Raw genomic sequence first — 16,537 nt, forward strand, 5'->3', positions numbered from 1 at the left:
CATGAATCGGCGGTTTCGAGGTGCAAGGTTTTTGGGGCTTTTTCAGGCTTTTCCTTGCACATAAGATACGAAAAATACCGCTTAATTCATTACCATAAAATGATTTAACTATTATTCAGCAGACCCTGATTAGATTTTCCGCATAATACCGATACAGCTCAGCAACTCCCTCATAATGTGAACAGAATTCCATAGGACACTCCTTGAGTATCTTTCCATTTGACGCAGTATACTCCAAATTCAGTCCAAGGGTTTCAATTATGATATCGGTTGGCTTTGCTGCAACTGCATTAACAAGTTCCGCAAGCGCGATGAGTTCCACCCCCTCTCCTCTGGTAATATTATATACTTTATAAAAAGTATCTGAAGTCATAGCCCAGAGAACCATTTTCATGAGGTCAGCTACATACACATAATCGAAGAGGACATTCTGTCGTATTCTGATCGGCATTCCCAGAAGGTTCTTAACGATTGCGTTGGAGATGAACTTGTATCGGTAATCTTCATACTTACCGTAACATCCGAAGATCCTCAGATTGATGATGTTCTTTCCTGAATGCTCGATATACCGAGAACAGACTGACTTATAAAATCCATAATCATCATGGGGAATCGAAACTCTAGCTTCATCTTCTTCAACCATCACAATGGCCTTGTGCTTGCCATATTCAGCCCCCGAACCAAAGTGAATGATTTTCTCAACGCTATCAGCGTATTTTACGATATTGAAAAACATTCTAAGGTTTGTGTGAACCACATCGACCATCCCCATGGTATCACGTCCACCACCTTTATTGGCCGCATGCACAATAATGTCCACAGGCTGTTTACGCATAAACGCATCGACAGCCTGCTCGTCAAGGAGACTGAGTTCAGCGCTGGATGGCGCGAGGATCCTGTAACCTTTTTTTTCGAGTGTTTCGGCAAGGTTTCGTCCGATGAAGCCTCGACCTCCGGTTATGAACACCGTCTTCATACCATCATAACTCTTTTTTCTAGGGCTTCGATACGATATTCGTCTTCGATTTTTATCCTGTGATAATACCTGCGCTTACTCTTCAGCCAGAGCAACTCAAAATTGAGAGCCAGATTTATGCCCTCCACCATCGATGAGCATTTGGCACTATCGAAGGCAATTTTTCGGGTTTCAAATTTATCCAGCAACCCCTTGTTATTGAGGGTAGTGAGAAAACTTTCGGAATTGCCGGTGATGCTTCCGCCAATGGCAAGCTTGAGTCCCTTATCTTTAACCCGCTCGGCGATGCTTATCGACATTTCAAGAATGTCTTGCCTGTCAACTTCGTTCCGTTTATAGTTCATGGACTCCACAAGATCCCCCCTGCCGATTGTGATCCCGTGCAACAAATCGATATTTGGAAGATCGAGAATAACATCGAGGTTATTGAATGCGGTAATGGTCTCGATGTTGATTGCGAATTCTATATCCTTCCGGTTATCTTCCGCAACGAACACCTCGATAGCATTCAGGAATTTGGAGACGGCGAAGGGCGTTTCGGCCATCGGCGCAATAATCCCCTTCGCCCCTATCAGCAAGGCGTTGTAAATATCGGTGATCGCCTCGACGCCTCCGATTTTCAGGATAATCGGGATTCCCGCTTTTGAAGCAACATCACTCAACCTCATCAGCTCTTCAAGCCTGCTACCTTCAGCCTCGAATTCAGCTTTGATCTCTATTGCCCCTTTTTCCTTGAGGTCCATGAGAACATCCATCATCTGATACTCTAGCTCATTCATTTATGCCTCTCCGTTTATAATTCCTATGATTTGATCCAATGACTTGACAACCAGACAATCCCTTGCGACGTCATCTGTCACCACAAGGCATGACTTGCAGCCGGCAGTCCTTGCCATGGCAATGTCACTTTCAACATTATCCCCGACCACCATCACGCTGTCGATATCAACTCCCAAATCTTTGCAGATCACCTTAATCGGGTACACTGACGGCTTGCCGACCACAATCCCGGGAGAGATACCCGTACAGCCTGTTATAGCGCCAACCATGGCACCGCATCCCGGCAGCAATCCGGATTCGACCGGATAGCTTTTATCAAGATTGCAGGCAACAAACGGCTTCTTGTCCATTACATGCCTGAACGACCGGGTAATCTTTTCATAGTTGAGCGTCATATCGTATCCGACAACCACACAATCAGGATCGTCTTCAACGCTTCTAACGCCACACCCCTCGATCTCGTTGATCAAACCGGCTTCCCCCAGCACATAGGCGCTGCCATACCCATGGTCCTTGAGGTACCGACCCGCGAGATATGATGCGGTATAGACATCCTCGAGTTCAAGCTCCAGTCCGAAGCCGAGCAGCTTCTCATAGATATCCACCCTGCCCTTGCGAGAATTGTTTGTCAAAAAACAGGTTCTTATCCCTTTCCAGTGCAGTTCATCCAGCACTTCATGCACTTTTTCAACCAGACTATTGCCGAAGTAAATCGTTCCGTCAAGGTCGAAAACCACTACACGTATCAACGCTTTACTCCTCGACTGTTTTGACAATCATGTTCGAGACAAATTCCTTTCGATCCAGAAACGGATACAGATCCTCCAGAGGCTTGGATACGATGCTCCCATTCTCCTTTTTGTACGACGATACTTTGGGACCGAGTTTCTCAAACGGATCCATGAGCACTTCGCACAGAATGGGACCATCGGATTCCACGCCATCGATGATGCTTTTCAGATGCTCTGCAACTTCCGGATCGTTCCTCAACCGGTAGGTATTCAAGCCATATGCCTCGGCAATCTTGACCATATCCGGCAGGGAAACACCGCTTTCCTGACCTTCTCCGACATAGTTGCAGTCGAAGAATCCCCTCTGCGTAGTCCTGATGGACAGGTACCCATTGTTGTTGAACACTATCACGACAATCGGAAGGCGATGATGGACTATGGTCTGCAGTTCCTGGATATTCATCTGTATGCTTCCATCGCCTGTCACACAGACCACTTTCCTGCCGGCAGCGAAACAGGCCCCGATTGCAGCCGGAAGATCATACCCCATCGACGCGCATCCGACATTGGCGAATATCCGTCCATCCTTCTTTACCTTGAACGCCTGGTATGTCGAGGTATATGCTGTTCCATTGCCTGTCACCACCACCGCATCATCACCGACGCAGTCGGACAATATCCTTGCGAAATAGTAGGAGCTGACATGATCGTCACTGCCGTGTCCATCAGCCCCGACAGGATACATTTTTTTCATCCTGTCACAGAAAGGCAGCCACGCATCATTCAGGTCGACTGCCTTGGTTAGCGTTTCATCCATCTTTTCGATGAAGGCAGAAGCATCGGCATGGATCTTCAGGTCGATATCGAGCGTTTTTTTATGCAGCTCATCCTCATCGATATCGACCATAATCTTGAACGCATCCCTTGCAAGGCATGCCCAATTGTAGCTTACGACTCGCAAATTCATTCTCGCGCCGATGATCAGCAGCAAGTCTGAATTCTGAAGGATGAAATTGGCCGCACGTTCCCCAAGAATACCCGGCCGGCCATAAAACAGCTCATTATCGCTCGCAATGACATCGATTCCAGAAATCGAAGTCAGTACCGGGATATGCATCTTCTCCACCAAATGAATAAATGACTCCTGTGCTCCTGACAGGCGAATGCCGTTGCCTGCAATGACAACAGGCCGTTCCGCCTTTTTCAGGGCATCCACAACCTGATCAATTTTGAGATCGTAAACCGGTTCGGAAGGCGCATGGAAGCCTTCGAGGAGTTCAGGTTCGACCTGCGCCCCCTGGATATCGAGAGGAACATCGATCCAGACCGGACCGGGTCGGCCGTGCTTGGCTTCATAGACAGCCTTTTCGAGATGGTAACGAACCTTGCTCTTGTCTGTGATCATGACGGCGTACTTGGTGATAGGACGAACAATATCGACGATATTGATCTCCTGATCTCCCAGCTGCCGTAGTTTCAACTCCGGCTGTGAAGCAATGGTTGTCTGAAATTTAACCTGACCTGATACAATCATCATGGGTATCGAATCAACCCAGGCGCCCATCACTCCAGTGATCGCGTTGGTACCACCGGGGCCTGTCGTCACATAAGCAATACCGATCTTGTTGGAGACTCTCGCATAACCCTCTGCGGCAATAGCACATGCCTGCTCATGATGATTGCAGACGTATCGAAGTTTTTCGTTCCTGCCAAGTGCATCGATCAAATGCATGTTACCTCCACCAGAAACCAGGAAAACAGTCTTTGCCGTCTCTTCATGTTCTGCAATAAATTGTGCGATATAGTCTGCGACTCTCATGCTCTGCTCCCGATAAACTCCCTTATTTTCTCTGCCATATAATCAACTGCCTCATCACGCATACCGGGGTAGACCCCAAGCCAGAAACTGTCATTCATCACTTTCTCAGTGTTCTTCAGTTTACCGCAGATCCGATAATCAACCCCTTCTGTCAACGTTTGGAACATAGGGTGCCTGGTCATGTTACCGGCAAACAGATTACGGGTCTGGATCCGGTTGTTTTCAAGATACTCTACGATGTCGTTTCGGGTGAATGGCATCCCGTCATTGACGGTGATCAGAAATCCGAACCAGCTCGGATCGGAGGACTGTGTCGCTTCGGGCAAGGCAATGTTCTTCTCCAGCCCTGCCAGCGCGCTTTTCAGGCGGTTGAAGTTCTGTTTCCGCTTTTCGACGAACGACGGAAATTTTTCAAGCTGTGCAAGTCCGATAGCAGCCTGCATATCAGTCACTTTGAGATTGAAGCCGAAATGACTGTAGACATACTTGTGGTCATACCCGAGCGGAAGCGTTCCGAACTGCTGGCTGAAACGGTTACCGCAGGTATTGTCATGTCCGCTATCACACCAGCAATCTCGCCCCCAGTCGCGTATCGAGAGAAGTATCCGTTTCAGAAGATGGCTGTTGGTATAGACCGCACCGCCCTCACCCATGGTCATATGGTGTGGTGGATAGAAACTGCTGGTACCGATATCTCCCCAGGTACCTGTCAGTTTCCCATCATATTTGCTGCCCAACGCATCGCAGTTGTCCTCGACGAGCCAGAGGTTGTGCCGGTCACAAAAGGCTTTGACACGCTTCAGGTCGAACGGGTTGCCCAAGGTGTGGGCAATCATCACCGCTTTTGTTTTTGGGCTTACTGCCGATTCGAGCTGCTGCACATCGATATTGCATGTTTTGAGGTCAACATCGACAAACACCGGTACAGCTCCAAACTGTACTGCCGGAGCGACCGTCGTCGGAAACCCTGCTGCGACCGTAATCACTTCATCACCGCGCTTGATCCGCCGATCCTGCAGCAAGGGCGAGGTCAGGGCGAAAAAAGCAAGCAGGTTTGCAGAACTTCCACTGTTGACCAGAAATGCCCACTGCACCCCAAGGTATTCGGCAAGCTTCTGTTCGAACTGCCGTGAGTAGGTTCCATAGGTGAGCCAGAAATCCAGTGAGCTATCAACCAGATTGATCATTTCCTTCTCGTCGAAAACCCTGCCCGCATAAGCCACCCTAGACTGTCCTGGTTCAAATGGTGCTTCCTGAACCGGCTTATGAACAAGTTCGTAATACTCTCTGGTCTTTGCCAGAATTTCCTGTTTCAGTACTTCTGCGTTTTTCATCTGCTATCCAGTATTCTCCTGATGGCGTTGATGTGATTATATGGCATAGGCCTGATTATCGATAGCGATCGACGTTTCAGTAAACACTCTTTTTGATGCTGACTCGGCTCTCCTGCGCATCTCGAGGTCCGGATACCGGTACGCGTCGAAATGGACCAGCACCAGTTTTTTTGCCCCAGCATCGTGGGCGAGCCGCGCTGCGCTTTCCGGATTGAGATGCGGCCATCGCTCGTCCTCTTCGCCTGGCCTGAACGCACATTCGGCGATCAGAAGATCAGCGTCCTTCGACAGTTCGACCGCGCTGTCGCAATAACCGGTATCGGGACAGTAGGCAAGGGTTTTCCCCTCTGTTTCGATGCGGAAACCGATCGTCGGTACTGAATGCCGCATCGGAGCCGAGCGTACCGTAAAACCATCGGTATCGAGCGTTGCCCCGTCATGCTCGATGAAATCGACCGGATAGGAGAGCGCGGAAAAAGGCATGGAATACGGGGGCGCTATTACCGCCTTGAGGTGTTCGAGGTCACCGTTTTGGCAATGGATCGTCAGCCCTTCAGGCATGTCGAACTTGTTCAGCAGATGCAGGCCGATGATATGATCGAGGTGCAGGTGGCTCAGAAAGAGGTGCACCGGCTTGTCGGCTTTCAGGTAACGGTCCGCCTTATGCAGGCCGCTTCCGGCATCGAGCAGCATGAAGGCGCGAGCGGTCTCGACCAGTATGCAAACGGTGTTTCCCGTCGGGGAGTCGTACCATCCGTTGGTACCGAGAAAAACCACCTTCATCTTCCCCGCTCCGTTTATCGCCCGTTCATGTAGTCGTCGATCTGTTTCAGGCAAAGCTCGTGCACCCTGCCTTTCCCGTACTCCCGGTACCACTCGATCGTTTCGCCGACGGCCCGGTCGATCTTCCAGACCGGAGACCAGCCAAGCAGGGCCTTTGCCTTGGTGATGTCCAGTTTGAGCAGATGGGCTTCGTGTACCGCTCCGGGCACCGACCGGTCTTCCCATGCACCGGAACCCCATGCCCTGACGATCGCATCGACCAGCGAGCCGACCGTAAGGAAACTCGAATCCTCAGGGCCGAAATTCCAGGCGCCCTCATAGGCCGTCGGCTTCTCGAACATCCGTTCGGCGAGCAGCAGATAGCCGGAAAGCGGCTCGAGCACATGCTGCCAGGGTCGGATCGCATGCGGATTCCTGACGACAATCGCCTCACCCTTCTCGAGGTGGCGCACACAATCCGGCACGATCCGGTCGACCTGCCAGTCGCCGCCGCCGAAAACATTTCCGGCACGGGCGGATGCGACGCTCTTGCCGTGAAGGGCATAATCTTCGGGATTGAAAAACGACTTCCGGTAGGCTTCGGTAACCAGTTCACTGCAAGCCTTGCTGGAGCTGTAAGGGTCGTAGCCGCCAAGCCGGTCGTTTTCACGGTACCCCCACACCCACTCCCTGTTTTCGTAACATTTGTCGGTGGTCACATTCACGACCACCTGCACGCTGTCGCTCAGGCGGCAGCATTCGAGTACGTTGACCGAACCGCCGAGATTGATGTCGTAGGTTTCCTTGGGCGTATTGTACGACTCCCGGACCAGCGGCTGAGCGGCGAGATGCAGCACGATCTCCGGTTTTGCCTCGTCGAAAAGGCGATGCAGTCGGTCGAAATCGCGCACATCGCCGATATGGTGCCTGATCCGGTTGGCGATACCCGACAGCACGAAGTTGTCATTCGGCGTCAGCGGATCAAGCGCGTAGCCGGTCACCTCCGCGCCAAGCTTATCAAGCCAGATGGCGAGCCAGGAGCCTTTGAAGCCGGTGTGCCCGGTCAGCAACACCTTTTTCCCAGACCAGAAATTTCGATTCAGCATAAACTCATTTATTGCATTTCACCAAACCTTCCACGGCGCATTCCCTGCCTTCCAGAGATCCTCAAGCATCATCTTGTCGCGAAGAGTATCCATCGGTTGCCAAAAGCCGTGATGCGCATACGCCGCAAGCTCACCCTCTCTGGCAAGGCGCTCCAGGGGCTCGCGCTCCCACGAGACGTCATCCCCATCGATGTACTCTATCACTTCAGGGGAGAGGACAAAAAAGCCTCCGTTGATCATCACTCCATCACCCTTTGGCTTTTCCTTGAACGAACGCACCTTGTGACTGTCAATATCAAGTGCGCCGAATCGGCCAGCCGGCATGGTTGCCGTCAGCGTTGCCTTAACGCCCTGGGAGCGATGAAATGCGAGCAGCTCAGCAATATTGACATCGCTGACGCCATCACCATAGGTAAAGAAGATCTCCTTCTCATCCGCCACATAGTCCCGAACACGCCTGAGGCGCCCGCCGGTCATAGTGTCTTCGCCGGTATCGATCAACGTCACACGCCACGGCTCAGCTTTTTTATGATGCACCTCCATCTCATTATGCTCCATATCAAAGGTCACATCGGACATATGCAGAAAGTAGTTCGCGAAATACTCCTTGATCACATACCCCTTATACCCGCAGCAGATGATGAAATCATGGATGCCGTAGGCCGAGTATATCTTCATGATGTGCCAGAGTATCGGCTTCCCCCCGATCTCAATCATGGGTTTCGGCTTCAGATGGGTCTCTTCAGAGATACGGGTTCCCAATCCACCAGCCAGAAGCACGACTTTCATTGATTTAAGCATACCTTGAAAAACGATTTACAGTACATTAACCGGCAAGGCCCTATTCTACGGCAGATACTTGTGAAGATTTCAACTGGTTGACCACTTCACCCGCATATTGGGCAATTGAGGCATATCCATGCTCAAAGAGATCCACGAGATGATCCCCAATTCGCACACCGACCTCACCGGCATATTTCTTCCCTACGGTAATCAGGAACGCCTTTACGAAGCCGGAAACCGATACGTCAGCTAGGCCCGCCTTATGCAACCGCTTGAGTATCTCTTGCTTATGGTGCTTATCGATCAGCTCATCGATCAGTGTTACCAAGGCCCCTTCAGGGATCCTGGCTATGGCGCCGGAAAAGGAGCCGTCAGACAAATAGCCGGCCGCCCTCACGCGCCGCCGCAACCGATCCATCGTCAACGGATCGGGAACCTCAACAAGAAAAAAGCTCCCGTCCTTGAGCACATGCCTGCCGCCGAGCACCGCCCTTAGGGAATCATCAATTTCCGTCACGCTCTGCCCTTGCTGCCTCAAAGCAACCTGATAAAGAAGATTCCTGGCTTTAGTTTTCGTTATCCTCAGCTTTTCGACAAGCTCGAACTCATCACTCCTCTCCGGCAGATAGCCAATTACCTGCAACGCATTAAGCGCCGCGACCTCATGTTCCACGGCTTTTGCGGCGCCAAACACAGGCAGGGCATGAGCAGCTAGCAGCAGACGCAACGACTCGCGAAGCGCCTCCGGCCTCGCGGCGTTGATTGCTTCTGAATACTGGTGTAGACCCATAGATCATAATGGATTAACAAGACGCCCTCTGATTGCTCATCCCGCCTCACCCCCCCCACGCCCGCTAAAGCACACGTTAGCGGGCGCGCTTTTTTTTAGCTTTTAACAGCCGGGGTCCGGTCGGGCCGTGGTGAGGCTGCGGGGCGGCCTCGGAGAGGCTTCGGAGAGGCTTCGGGGACTTATGGCTGTTCGGACGTCAGTTCCGGAGCTGCTGCTGACGGACTTACGGCTGCTGAGACGTCAGTTCCGGAGCTGCTGCTGACGGACTTACGGCTGTTTATACGTAAAGAGCAGCCGGGGTGCTGACGGATAGCGGTCAGCAGCTCATTTACTCCGCCATTTACCCCGCCATTTAATCCCTCATGCCGGTCCGGAAAGGCAAACGTCACCCTCGGGCGACCTCCCCGAGATCGCTCCGTAGAGCACGTCGGGACCGGCGTCGGCACCGTTCGGCCAGACGATGGTCCCCAGTTCGGGACCGAGCGGAACGGAGCGGAAGAACGACGCTTCCAAGAAGCGGCAGGAAGACTCCCGTGTAGTGCCTCTTCACCCGGTCCATGTCAAGCTCTCCCTCGAGACCGTCGGCGAACCTCAAGAAGAGCCTCCGCTCACCCAGCGGCTTGACCTCGACGACATCCGGAAGAAACATGAGGCATCAACAACAACGACGGGAAAGAAGCGACATAACAATCATGTATCGTCTCAACCTTTTGCACTCTCGGCCTCTTCAGGCTCACGAACCAGCTGGTAACGCGGCCGAGCCTCTCCAACCGTTGCTTTCAGCATATGCACGACAAGCTCTTTGCCAAGAAAACTGTTGAGGGATTCCGGCTCATCGATTGTCTGGCTGATGCGCCCCTTGATGAGCTCATTGTCAACGCTTCTGAACTCGAAGGTACGCGAACAGGGCAAGATGCCAAGCAATGTTCCGTTCAGGACAACCGTTTCTTCATGACGGTTGTCTGTCGCCAGGCGTGCCAGGCATGTGCGTAGTTGACCGACATCGGAAAAACGAATTGAACGGCCTTTTGACTGCATCGTACAAACAGCCTGATTTTCCGACAGCAGCTGAAGGAAACCCACGATCTTGTCAAGGGCTCGCGGATCGGTCTCAGCCAGCGAATCGGCAAGATCATCGTCACTACCAAGCGATCCTTCCAGCAGCCGCTCCACATTTTCAAGGGCCCTACCAACGCCGCTCAGCAGACCATCTGCACCATCCTCTTTCGGGCACTCCTCAAGTTCAAAGCCAAATGACCCATGCACCGTCCTTGTGATCAGCAATTGATGCTCCCCTCTGGCGGGGATCGGACCCATCGGAGCCAGCGGCGCCTGAAGGGATGCTGCAACTGCGCTGATGGCATCATTGAACGCGCTCAATGCTTTCACGCCAAAATCCGCATAGATGCCATGCGTACCGATAACCGGCGCCCCATTAAAGGCTAACCGGACCCTTGCCGGAGCTGAAGACGCCATTGCAGGCGCCCTTTCCAGTCGACTCTCCAGATCCCGAATCCTTGACTGGGTACTCATACGCATGATCCTGGCATTTTCAGGCAAGGATTCAAGCCTCTGACGAAGAAAAGTCAGTTCCGACTCCCTGTGCATACGCTCATCTCTATCCATCTCCATTCACTCCCCCCTCTCTTCAGCGTAATTGAGTAGTTCGAGTGCTTCAGCATCTTCTTCAGCATCAAGATCAATCTGCAGAAATCCTTTCCATTCCTGTGAACGGCGATGCGACCATAAACCATACCAATATGCCGTCCATTGCACAAGTTCATCAAAACTCAAGCCCGATTCGACATAGTAACCATCTACCTGGAATGTTTTTTTGAGATATGCCTGATCAAACAACACAGGGTCAATGTCGTCCTCACGCTCACATGGAGCAGCCAGGAAGGTCACAACATCAACATCGTTTGGGCAACGATCTTCCAGGCGCTCAACATGCTCGGCAAAACTGCCGTCAATCCACTGAAACCCGCAAATACATCCAGCTTCATGCAAAGCAAGCCGGTAACGCAACAAACCCCGTAAAATACTCCTGCGCTCACGGGAAGTTGAAAATCGAAGAACCACATCTTTCAGTGAAACCAGATAAGGGGACCGTAACACCGAGGCCGGCTGAAAGGGGTCAACTGGAGGAAGCGCCCCATCCTCGTTCCACTGAGGAATAATGGTTCTCAGCAATGAATCCTCCCCGGCCGCCCATCATCAATTACCCTGTCGAGGGGTTTGACATTCCCGGCCTCAATGGAACCGTTGCTTTCAGCAAGGATTTTCAGCATGGCATGGGTTTTCAGGAAGCGGACAGGCTTGATGGCCGTACCGTATAAGTTCATGGCATTTAACAAGAGAGCCAGATTGATTCAGAGGGCTGACTGTCCACCCATTTCACAACCTTCGGGTCGAGCTGTTGCTGCATCAATGCCGAAAGCACATTGGTGTCAAGAATAATCATTCAACAAAGCCCATTGGCTTAACTCTCTGAGGGAGCAGTTCCGAAAGTGGTCCCTGCAAACCAATACCGGCAAAACGGGCGGCAATCCTCGAGCCGAGCCTTTGGCGTTTTGGTGAAGTTTCGGTGACCGCACTGCGCAATATCTGACATACTTCCTCCTCAAGGCTACGGCCATGTTGGCTGGCGCGGACTGCAAGACGGATTTTCAAATTCTCTGCAATATTGCGGATAATCATAGCTGCAATAGTCTTTTCTTCAGGTTACGATATGCAATGAAACAAACCGTACTGAAGGAGATATCCGTTCACCTATGCCGGCGTTATGCAAAAGGGTTCATGATTGCCCATGGACACAGCGAGCGGCGAGGTTCAGCAGGGCGAACGGGAGGAAGCCTTATCGGGGTCCCGCTTGAAATCATTGCATGAAACCCATAAAGAAGTCATGGGTAATGCGTAATTATTTCAAGTACCGGGGCGATTGAACCGCAAAGGCAGTGGCTTACGCATCATGCACCGGGGAGGGCGTACGGCTCCAGGCGCTGCGCTCACCCGGGAACCTGCCGATCGATGTCCTCTTTGGATCGGGTTCCCGAAGAGGCGTTGCCGGGAAGCCACTTCCTGACAATCGGCTGTTCGGCCGGCTCTTTTTGCCCGACAGGGCAACGGAAAGCCGGTTCAGGCTCCGAGAAACTCATCGACACTTACCTGGGCCTGCTTTAGGATAGCCCTCAGCGTCCCCTCCGGGATATCTCCGGGATGATTGGGAACGGTGGTATAAATTCTTCGCCCGGCATGAAACCATATTTCATGACTCCCGGCAGCCTGCCTGAAAAATTCAAACCCCAGCTTTTTCAGCTTTTTGACAACGAGCCTGTAGCTATGATTGGCAAGTCTGCCCACTACACTCCCACAACCAGAGGATAATCAAAGGCCTCCTGCAGATTGCTTTCCTTTTGCCCGTTTTCCTGACTGGCTTCAAGCAGTTTCTTTGCGACATCGCGCGCGATCTCAAGGGTTTCGCTGATAGTCCTCCCCTGAGCGACAAGCCCCTGAAGATCGTCAGAAGTTGCCAGATAGACTCCTTCCGGCAACTTTTCTATGTGAATCTTGACAATCGTTTCCATACGTCGTGCACCTCGTCAAAAAGGTTGAATTCTTTGCATCAGACCACCTCGGACTGCACCGAGTACAACACGGCTCAGACCCGACGGTCGAGATACCTCCCGACAATACTTCGTTCCGCACTCATAACAAACCGGATCCGTGGAGGTATTCGTTCATGAGAAATCTTTACCCGGAAGCCACTCCGGATCGACTGGGAACGGATACTCTTTTTCACGGCTCCGCCCCTTCAGTCACAACCCTGGGGCCTGGAGTGAACGGGGGCGTACCCATGCAATGCGTCGTTTCGGGGCCGGATCGCGGGGACGGGAGCGGGGGGCTTCAGGTGGCCGGACGCGCTTCCCGGCGGGGGGATCCGGGGCGGCAGAACCGCACTGCCTTTATAAGTACGGCATTACGGGATTTCTTGCAATGGGAATACTGATTTCCGGTTCCCTCCCATAGCCCTCTCTTCACTGCAGGTGAGGCCGGCGGCACCGGGGCCCTGCATTCGATGGCGACCTGCTTTCCCGAACGATCCATGACGAATGTCGATCTCCGCCCCGTTCGTAGTCCGGCAACAGGAGAGTCCGGCGCGGGGAAACAGTCCCTATGCTGACCGGCACCAGCCTCTCCCGGAGCGAACCGGACACCATCCCCGGCAACGTCACGACAGACGCCGAGGATGGTATCCCCCTGTGCTTCCGACAGACGCATGAGGCATGAAGCATGTTCCTTTTCAGGCAATACGCATGGTGCGGGGGCGCCGCCCAAACCGGCCGACCGGGGATGGCCATAACCTACACCCTTACACACTTCCCTACAAAAGCATATATTACCCCCATATCACGCGACGAAACCGGAACGTAACCACCGGAAACGAAGAGAGGGACCCGCCCATGCAGAACGAAACAGAGACCAGGGAGCGGTTCGAGGCCGTCATCGAACGGCTCGAGGGAGCCTACGCCTACAACACCATCCGGGCCTACCATGCCGACATGGAGGAGTTCATCCGATACTGCCTGGAGCACAACCTCGAGGCCCTGCCCGCTTCGGCCGGAACCGTAGCGGCGTTCCTCGAGGCTACCATCCATTCAGGCATCAAGAGCTCCTCGATACAGCGCAAGTTCCACTCGATCAGCACCATCCACCAGCTGGCCGATCTTCCGGACCCGACAAGGGAGCCGGTCGTGCAGCTGGCCATGCGCAAGGTGTTCCGCTCGCTCGGAGGGCGCTTCACGCCGGCCTACCCCGTCACCCGCCCGCTGCTCGACCGGCTGCTCGAGGCCGCCGGCGGAGAGCTTCGGGGACTGCGCGACCGGGCCCTCCTGCTGCTCGCCTACGACAGCCTGCGCCGCCGTCAGGAGCTCACGAGCCTCCGCCTCGAAGAGCTCGAGTTCCACGGCCTGGAGGCCGTGGTGCTGCTGCGCAAGAGCAAGAGCGACCGCTCCGCCACCGGACACCTCATCCACCTGCACGCCGAAGCCGCCTCGGCCGTGAAGGCCTGGATACAGGCGGCGGGGATCAGCGAAGGGTTCATCCTGCGGGGCGTCACCGCCGGAGGGGAGGTGACCGGGGGCCTCGGCGCCCGGCAGTTCTCGCGCATCGTCAACACCCTCGCCCTGCGGGCAGGCCTCGGGCCCGAGATCCTCAAAACCATCAGCGGCAACTCCATGCGGGTCGGCGCCGCCCAGGACCTGCTCGAACAGGGCGCCACCCTCGTGCAGATCATGCAGAAGGGCGGATGGGAGAAGACCGACACCCTCCGGCGCTACCTCGAACGGCTCCGCTCCCCGGGGATGGTCCGCGAGGAGCCGGAGGGCGACACCGTGCGGGAGAGTGCCGCGCGCGACATCCTCCTGCAGGCGATCGGGCAGATGGAGGGGGCCTACGCCCCCGCCACCCTCAAGGCCTACCGCTCGAACATGGAGGAGTTCATCGGGTTCTGCGAGTCAGAGGGCCTCGAGCCCCTGCCGGCATGCTCGCGAACCGTGGCGGCGTTCCTGCTCATGCTCTCGGAGCACGGGCTCTCGAGCAAGACCATCCGGAAACGCTGCACCGCCATCAGCGCCATCCACCAGCTCTCAGGGTTCGGGGACCCGGCCGGCGGCGCCGACACGCGCCTTGCGATGCGCTCCATCTACACGAAACTCGGCCGGCAGTCGAAACAGGCCTACGGCATTACGCGCCCGATGCTCGAGAGGATGCTCAGAGGCTGCGGCGGCGACCTGCGGGGCCTGCGCGACCGCGCCCTCCTGCTACTCGCCTACGACACCCTGCGCCGGCGCCGGGAGCTCGTGATCCTCCGGCTCGAGGATCTCGAGTACCGCGACCGGGGCGCCGTGGTGCTGCTCAGGAAAAGCAAGACCGACCAGTACGGGGAGGGCCACTGGCTCCACCTGCAGGAGGAGACCGCCCTCGCGCTGAGGGCGTGGGTAGCGGCGGCCGGCATCACCGAAGGCCCTCTTTTGAGGGGGTTCACGAAAGCGGGCGGACTCACCCCGGAACTCAAGGCCGACCGGATCTCCCCCATCTACAAGCGCCTCGCCCGCAAGGCCGGGTTCGAGGAGCGCGTCGCCGGGGCCGTCAGCAGCCACTCCATGCGGGTCGGCGCCGCCCAGGACCTCCTGCAGAACGGGGCCACCCTCCACGAGATCATGGAGAAGGGCGGCTGGAGCAAGATCGACACCGTCATGCACTACGTCGAACGGACCCGCCCGCCGGGCCTCGTCTGCGAAGAGGAGGGCGAGGGAGAGGAAGAGCCCGGCTAGGAGGCGCTCCCCGGCTCCCCTGCCGGCATCCGAAGAAGGGCCGCGTGGAGGGCGGCGTAACCGACGAACATGGCGGCAACCGCGAGCATGAGCGCCGCGGTGTCGCGGTAGAGGAGCGTCGCCGGAAGGGCGAAAAGCACTGCCAGGGCCCAGCAGAAGGGCGAGACCAGGGCATTGCGCAGGCTCGGTGCGAGATGCGCGAAATAGCGGCGCACGAGCCTCGTCTTCACGAGGCTGTGCAGGTGCTCCGTGTCCGGAAGGCCCGGATGCTCCCGGTTCCAGAGCCGGCGGAGCATGCTGAAGATGGTCTCTATCAGCGGATAGGCGCAGACCGCGACGGGAGCCCACGGCGAGACGTCGGGGTTGCGGGCGGGCAGCATCACGGCCGTCCAGCCGAGCAGGAACCCCATGAGATAGGCGCCGCCGTCCCCCATGAAGAGCTTGCCGAAGGGGAAGTTCAGGAGCATGAACCCGCCGACCGAGAGCATGAAGAGCAGCGAGAGCTTCGAGAGGTGCACGTCACCCGCCGACCAGGCGATCGAACTCAGGACGGCGAAGCAGATTAGAAGCACCCCGCCCGAGAGCCCGTTGAAGCCGTCGATGATGTTGACGGCGTTGGCCACCCCTCCCACCGCGAACGCGGTGAAGGCCACCGACACGAGCGAAAAGGCCAGCAGCAGGTCGACGCCCGGCACGTCGATCCGGGTCAGGCTGTAGCCGGTCAGGTACCAGGCCGCAACGCCGCTGAGCATGGTGGCAAGGAGCCGTTCCCGGACGCCGACCTTCTTCGTGAGATCCTCCAGGAACCCGGCGAGGAACGCGGGCAGCGAAGCGATGACCATGGAGCCCAGCAGCTCGACATGCCGGTCGCGCATGAGCCACCAGGCCATGCAAAGCGCCGTCATGAGGGCGAGCCCCCCGATGCGCGGGGTCGGGTGCGTGTGGAACTTCTGCACCCCCTCGGCGCAGTCATGGGTATGCTTGCCGTGCCAGCGCCCGGTCAGGACGATGGCGAGCGAGGCGACGGCGCTCGTCAGTCCGACAAGCAGGGCCACCGAAGGCTCGATGAGCTGGGTCTCGAGAGGCATCAGTCGGTAGAAGGGTTCGCTTGGGGGGAAGGG

The 16,537-nt window shown here is 55.3% G+C and carries 17 protein-coding genes; 1 reads left to right on the forward strand and 16 read right to left on the reverse strand.

Going from position 1 to position 16,537, the window contains the following annotated elements:
• Nucleotides 1-115: 115 nt before the first annotated feature.
• From E0L29_RS03360 to E0L29_RS03440, 15 genes are all read right to left on the reverse strand, one after another.
• Nucleotides 116-976, reverse strand: coding sequence for an NAD-dependent epimerase/dehydratase family protein (locus E0L29_RS03360; RefSeq protein ID WP_131354738.1), 861 nt, complete (start codon nt 974-976; stop codon nt 116-118).
• Nucleotides 973-1,755 carry an aldolase/citrate lyase family protein gene (locus tag E0L29_RS03365; RefSeq protein WP_131354741.1) on the reverse strand — a complete coding sequence of 261 codons (783 nt, stop codon included), beginning with the start codon at nt 1,753-1,755 and terminating at the stop codon, nt 973-975. The genes E0L29_RS03360 and E0L29_RS03365 overlap by 4 nt, the downstream gene beginning before the upstream one ends.
• Complete coding sequence (locus E0L29_RS03370) at nt 1,756-2,493, reverse strand: HAD-IIA family hydrolase (protein ID WP_165498816.1); 738 nt, start codon at nt 2,491-2,493, stop codon at nt 1,756-1,758.
• A 16-nt stretch (nt 2,494-2,509) separates the two neighbouring features.
• Nucleotides 2,510-4,306, reverse strand: coding sequence for a thiamine pyrophosphate-binding protein (locus E0L29_RS03375; protein WP_131354747.1), 1,797 nt, complete (start codon nt 4,304-4,306; stop codon nt 2,510-2,512).
• Complete coding sequence (gene rfbH / locus E0L29_RS03380; RefSeq protein WP_131354750.1) at nt 4,303-5,640, reverse strand: lipopolysaccharide biosynthesis protein RfbH; 1,338 nt, start codon at nt 5,638-5,640, stop codon at nt 4,303-4,305. Before rfbH ends, E0L29_RS03375 begins: the two co-directional genes overlap by 4 nt.
• 36 nt (nt 5,641-5,676) lie before the next feature.
• Nucleotides 5,677-6,423 carry a ribonuclease Z gene (locus tag E0L29_RS03385; protein ID WP_131354753.1) on the reverse strand — a complete coding sequence of 249 codons (747 nt, stop codon included), beginning with the start codon at nt 6,421-6,423 and terminating at the stop codon, nt 5,677-5,679.
• A 14-nt stretch (nt 6,424-6,437) separates the two neighbouring features.
• On the reverse strand, nt 6,438-7,508 hold the full coding sequence (gene rfbG / locus E0L29_RS03390) for a CDP-glucose 4,6-dehydratase (protein ID WP_131354756.1): 1,071 nt from the start codon (nt 7,506-7,508) through the stop codon (nt 6,438-6,440).
• Nucleotides 7,509-7,526: 18 nt separating this feature from the next.
• Nucleotides 7,527-8,297, reverse strand: a complete 771-nt coding sequence (rfbF, locus tag E0L29_RS03395; RefSeq protein WP_131354759.1) for a glucose-1-phosphate cytidylyltransferase — start codon at nt 8,295-8,297, stop codon at nt 7,527-7,529.
• A 52-nt stretch (nt 8,298-8,349) separates the two neighbouring features.
• Nucleotides 8,350-9,081: a hypothetical protein gene (locus E0L29_RS03400; protein ID WP_131354762.1), complete on the reverse strand. Its 732-nt coding sequence runs from the start codon at nt 9,079-9,081 to the stop codon at nt 8,350-8,352.
• A gap of 360 nt (nt 9,082-9,441) precedes the next feature.
• A complete protein-coding gene (locus E0L29_RS11620; protein WP_242664263.1) occupies nt 9,442-9,594 on the reverse strand; it encodes a hypothetical protein in 153 nt (50 codons plus the stop codon).
• 189 nt (nt 9,595-9,783) lie between these two features.
• Nucleotides 9,784-10,713, reverse strand: coding sequence for a hypothetical protein (locus tag E0L29_RS03415; protein ID WP_131354769.1), 930 nt, complete (start codon nt 10,711-10,713; stop codon nt 9,784-9,786).
• Nucleotides 10,714-11,274 (reverse strand): hypothetical protein, encoded by a 561-nt coding sequence (locus E0L29_RS03420; protein ID WP_131354772.1) that lies wholly within the window; start codon nt 11,272-11,274, stop codon nt 10,714-10,716.
• 267 nt (nt 11,275-11,541) lie between these two features.
• Nucleotides 11,542-11,781 carry a toxin-antitoxin system gene (locus E0L29_RS03430; protein WP_131354775.1) on the reverse strand — a complete coding sequence of 80 codons (240 nt, stop codon included), beginning with the start codon at nt 11,779-11,781 and terminating at the stop codon, nt 11,542-11,544.
• A 438-nt stretch (nt 11,782-12,219) separates the two neighbouring features.
• The gene (locus E0L29_RS03435; protein WP_131354778.1) at nt 12,220-12,444 is read right to left on the reverse strand and encodes a type II toxin-antitoxin system HicA family toxin; all 225 of its coding nucleotides are present in this window, start codon (nt 12,442-12,444) and stop codon (nt 12,220-12,222) included.
• The gene (locus tag E0L29_RS03440) at nt 12,444-12,668 is read right to left on the reverse strand and encodes a type II toxin-antitoxin system HicB family antitoxin (protein ID WP_131354781.1); all 225 of its coding nucleotides are present in this window, start codon (nt 12,666-12,668) and stop codon (nt 12,444-12,446) included. Before E0L29_RS03440 ends, E0L29_RS03435 begins: the two co-directional genes overlap by 1 nt.
• An 876-nt stretch (nt 12,669-13,544) precedes the next feature.
• On the opposite strand from E0L29_RS03440, the gene E0L29_RS03445 reads away from it, so the two are divergent.
• Nucleotides 13,545-15,416: a tyrosine-type recombinase/integrase gene (locus E0L29_RS03445; RefSeq protein ID WP_131354783.1), complete on the forward strand. Its 1,872-nt coding sequence runs from the start codon at nt 13,545-13,547 to the stop codon at nt 15,414-15,416.
• Here E0L29_RS03445 and E0L29_RS03450 read toward each other — a convergent pair.
• The gene (locus E0L29_RS03450) at nt 15,413-16,504 is read right to left on the reverse strand and encodes a glycosyltransferase (protein WP_131354785.1); all 1,092 of its coding nucleotides are present in this window, start codon (nt 16,502-16,504) and stop codon (nt 15,413-15,415) included. The two genes, E0L29_RS03445 and E0L29_RS03450, sit on opposite strands and share 4 nt — an antisense overlap.
• Nucleotides 16,505-16,537: the final 33 nt, after the last annotated feature.

It is taken from the genome of Chlorobium sp. N1, assembly GCF_004332115.1.
In the GTDB taxonomy this organism is placed as follows: Bacteria; Bacteroidota; Chlorobiia; order Chlorobiales; family Chlorobiaceae; genus Chlorobium.

Coding starts and splice junctions, on each gene's coding strand:
- E0L29_RS03415 (WP_131354769.1), bottom strand. CDS start 10,713: ATGGAGATGGATAGAGATGAGCGTATGCACAGGGAGTCGGAACTGACT.
- E0L29_RS03360 (WP_131354738.1), bottom strand. CDS start 976: ATGAAGACGGTGTTCATAACCGGAGGTCGAGGCTTCATCGGACGAAAC.
- E0L29_RS03400 (WP_131354762.1), bottom strand. CDS start 9,081: ATGGGTCTACACCAGTATTCAGAAGCAATCAACGCCGCGAGGCCGGAG.
- rfbG (WP_131354756.1), bottom strand. CDS start 7,508: ATGCTGAATCGAAATTTCTGGTCTGGGAAAAAGGTGTTGCTGACCGGG.
- rfbH (WP_131354750.1), bottom strand. CDS start 5,640: ATGAAAAACGCAGAAGTACTGAAACAGGAAATTCTGGCAAAGACCAGA.
- E0L29_RS03450 (WP_131354785.1), bottom strand. CDS start 16,504: ATGCCTCTCGAGACCCAGCTCATCGAGCCTTCGGTGGCCCTGCTTGTC.
- E0L29_RS03440 (WP_131354781.1), bottom strand. CDS start 12,668: ATGGAAACGATTGTCAAGATTCACATAGAAAAGTTGCCGGAAGGAGTC.
- E0L29_RS03430 (WP_131354775.1), bottom strand. CDS start 11,781: ATGATTATCCGCAATATTGCAGAGAATTTGAAAATCCGTCTTGCAGTC.
- E0L29_RS03445 (WP_131354783.1), top strand. CDS start 13,545: ATGCAGAACGAAACAGAGACCAGGGAGCGGTTCGAGGCCGTCATCGAA.
- rfbF (WP_131354759.1), bottom strand. CDS start 8,297: ATGAAAGTCGTGCTTCTGGCTGGTGGATTGGGAACCCGTATCTCTGAA.
- E0L29_RS03385 (WP_131354753.1), bottom strand. CDS start 6,423: ATGAAGGTGGTTTTTCTCGGTACCAACGGATGGTACGACTCCCCGACG.
- E0L29_RS03375 (WP_131354747.1), bottom strand. CDS start 4,306: ATGAGAGTCGCAGACTATATCGCACAATTTATTGCAGAACATGAAGAG.
- E0L29_RS03365 (WP_131354741.1), bottom strand. CDS start 1,755: ATGAATGAGCTAGAGTATCAGATGATGGATGTTCTCATGGACCTCAAG.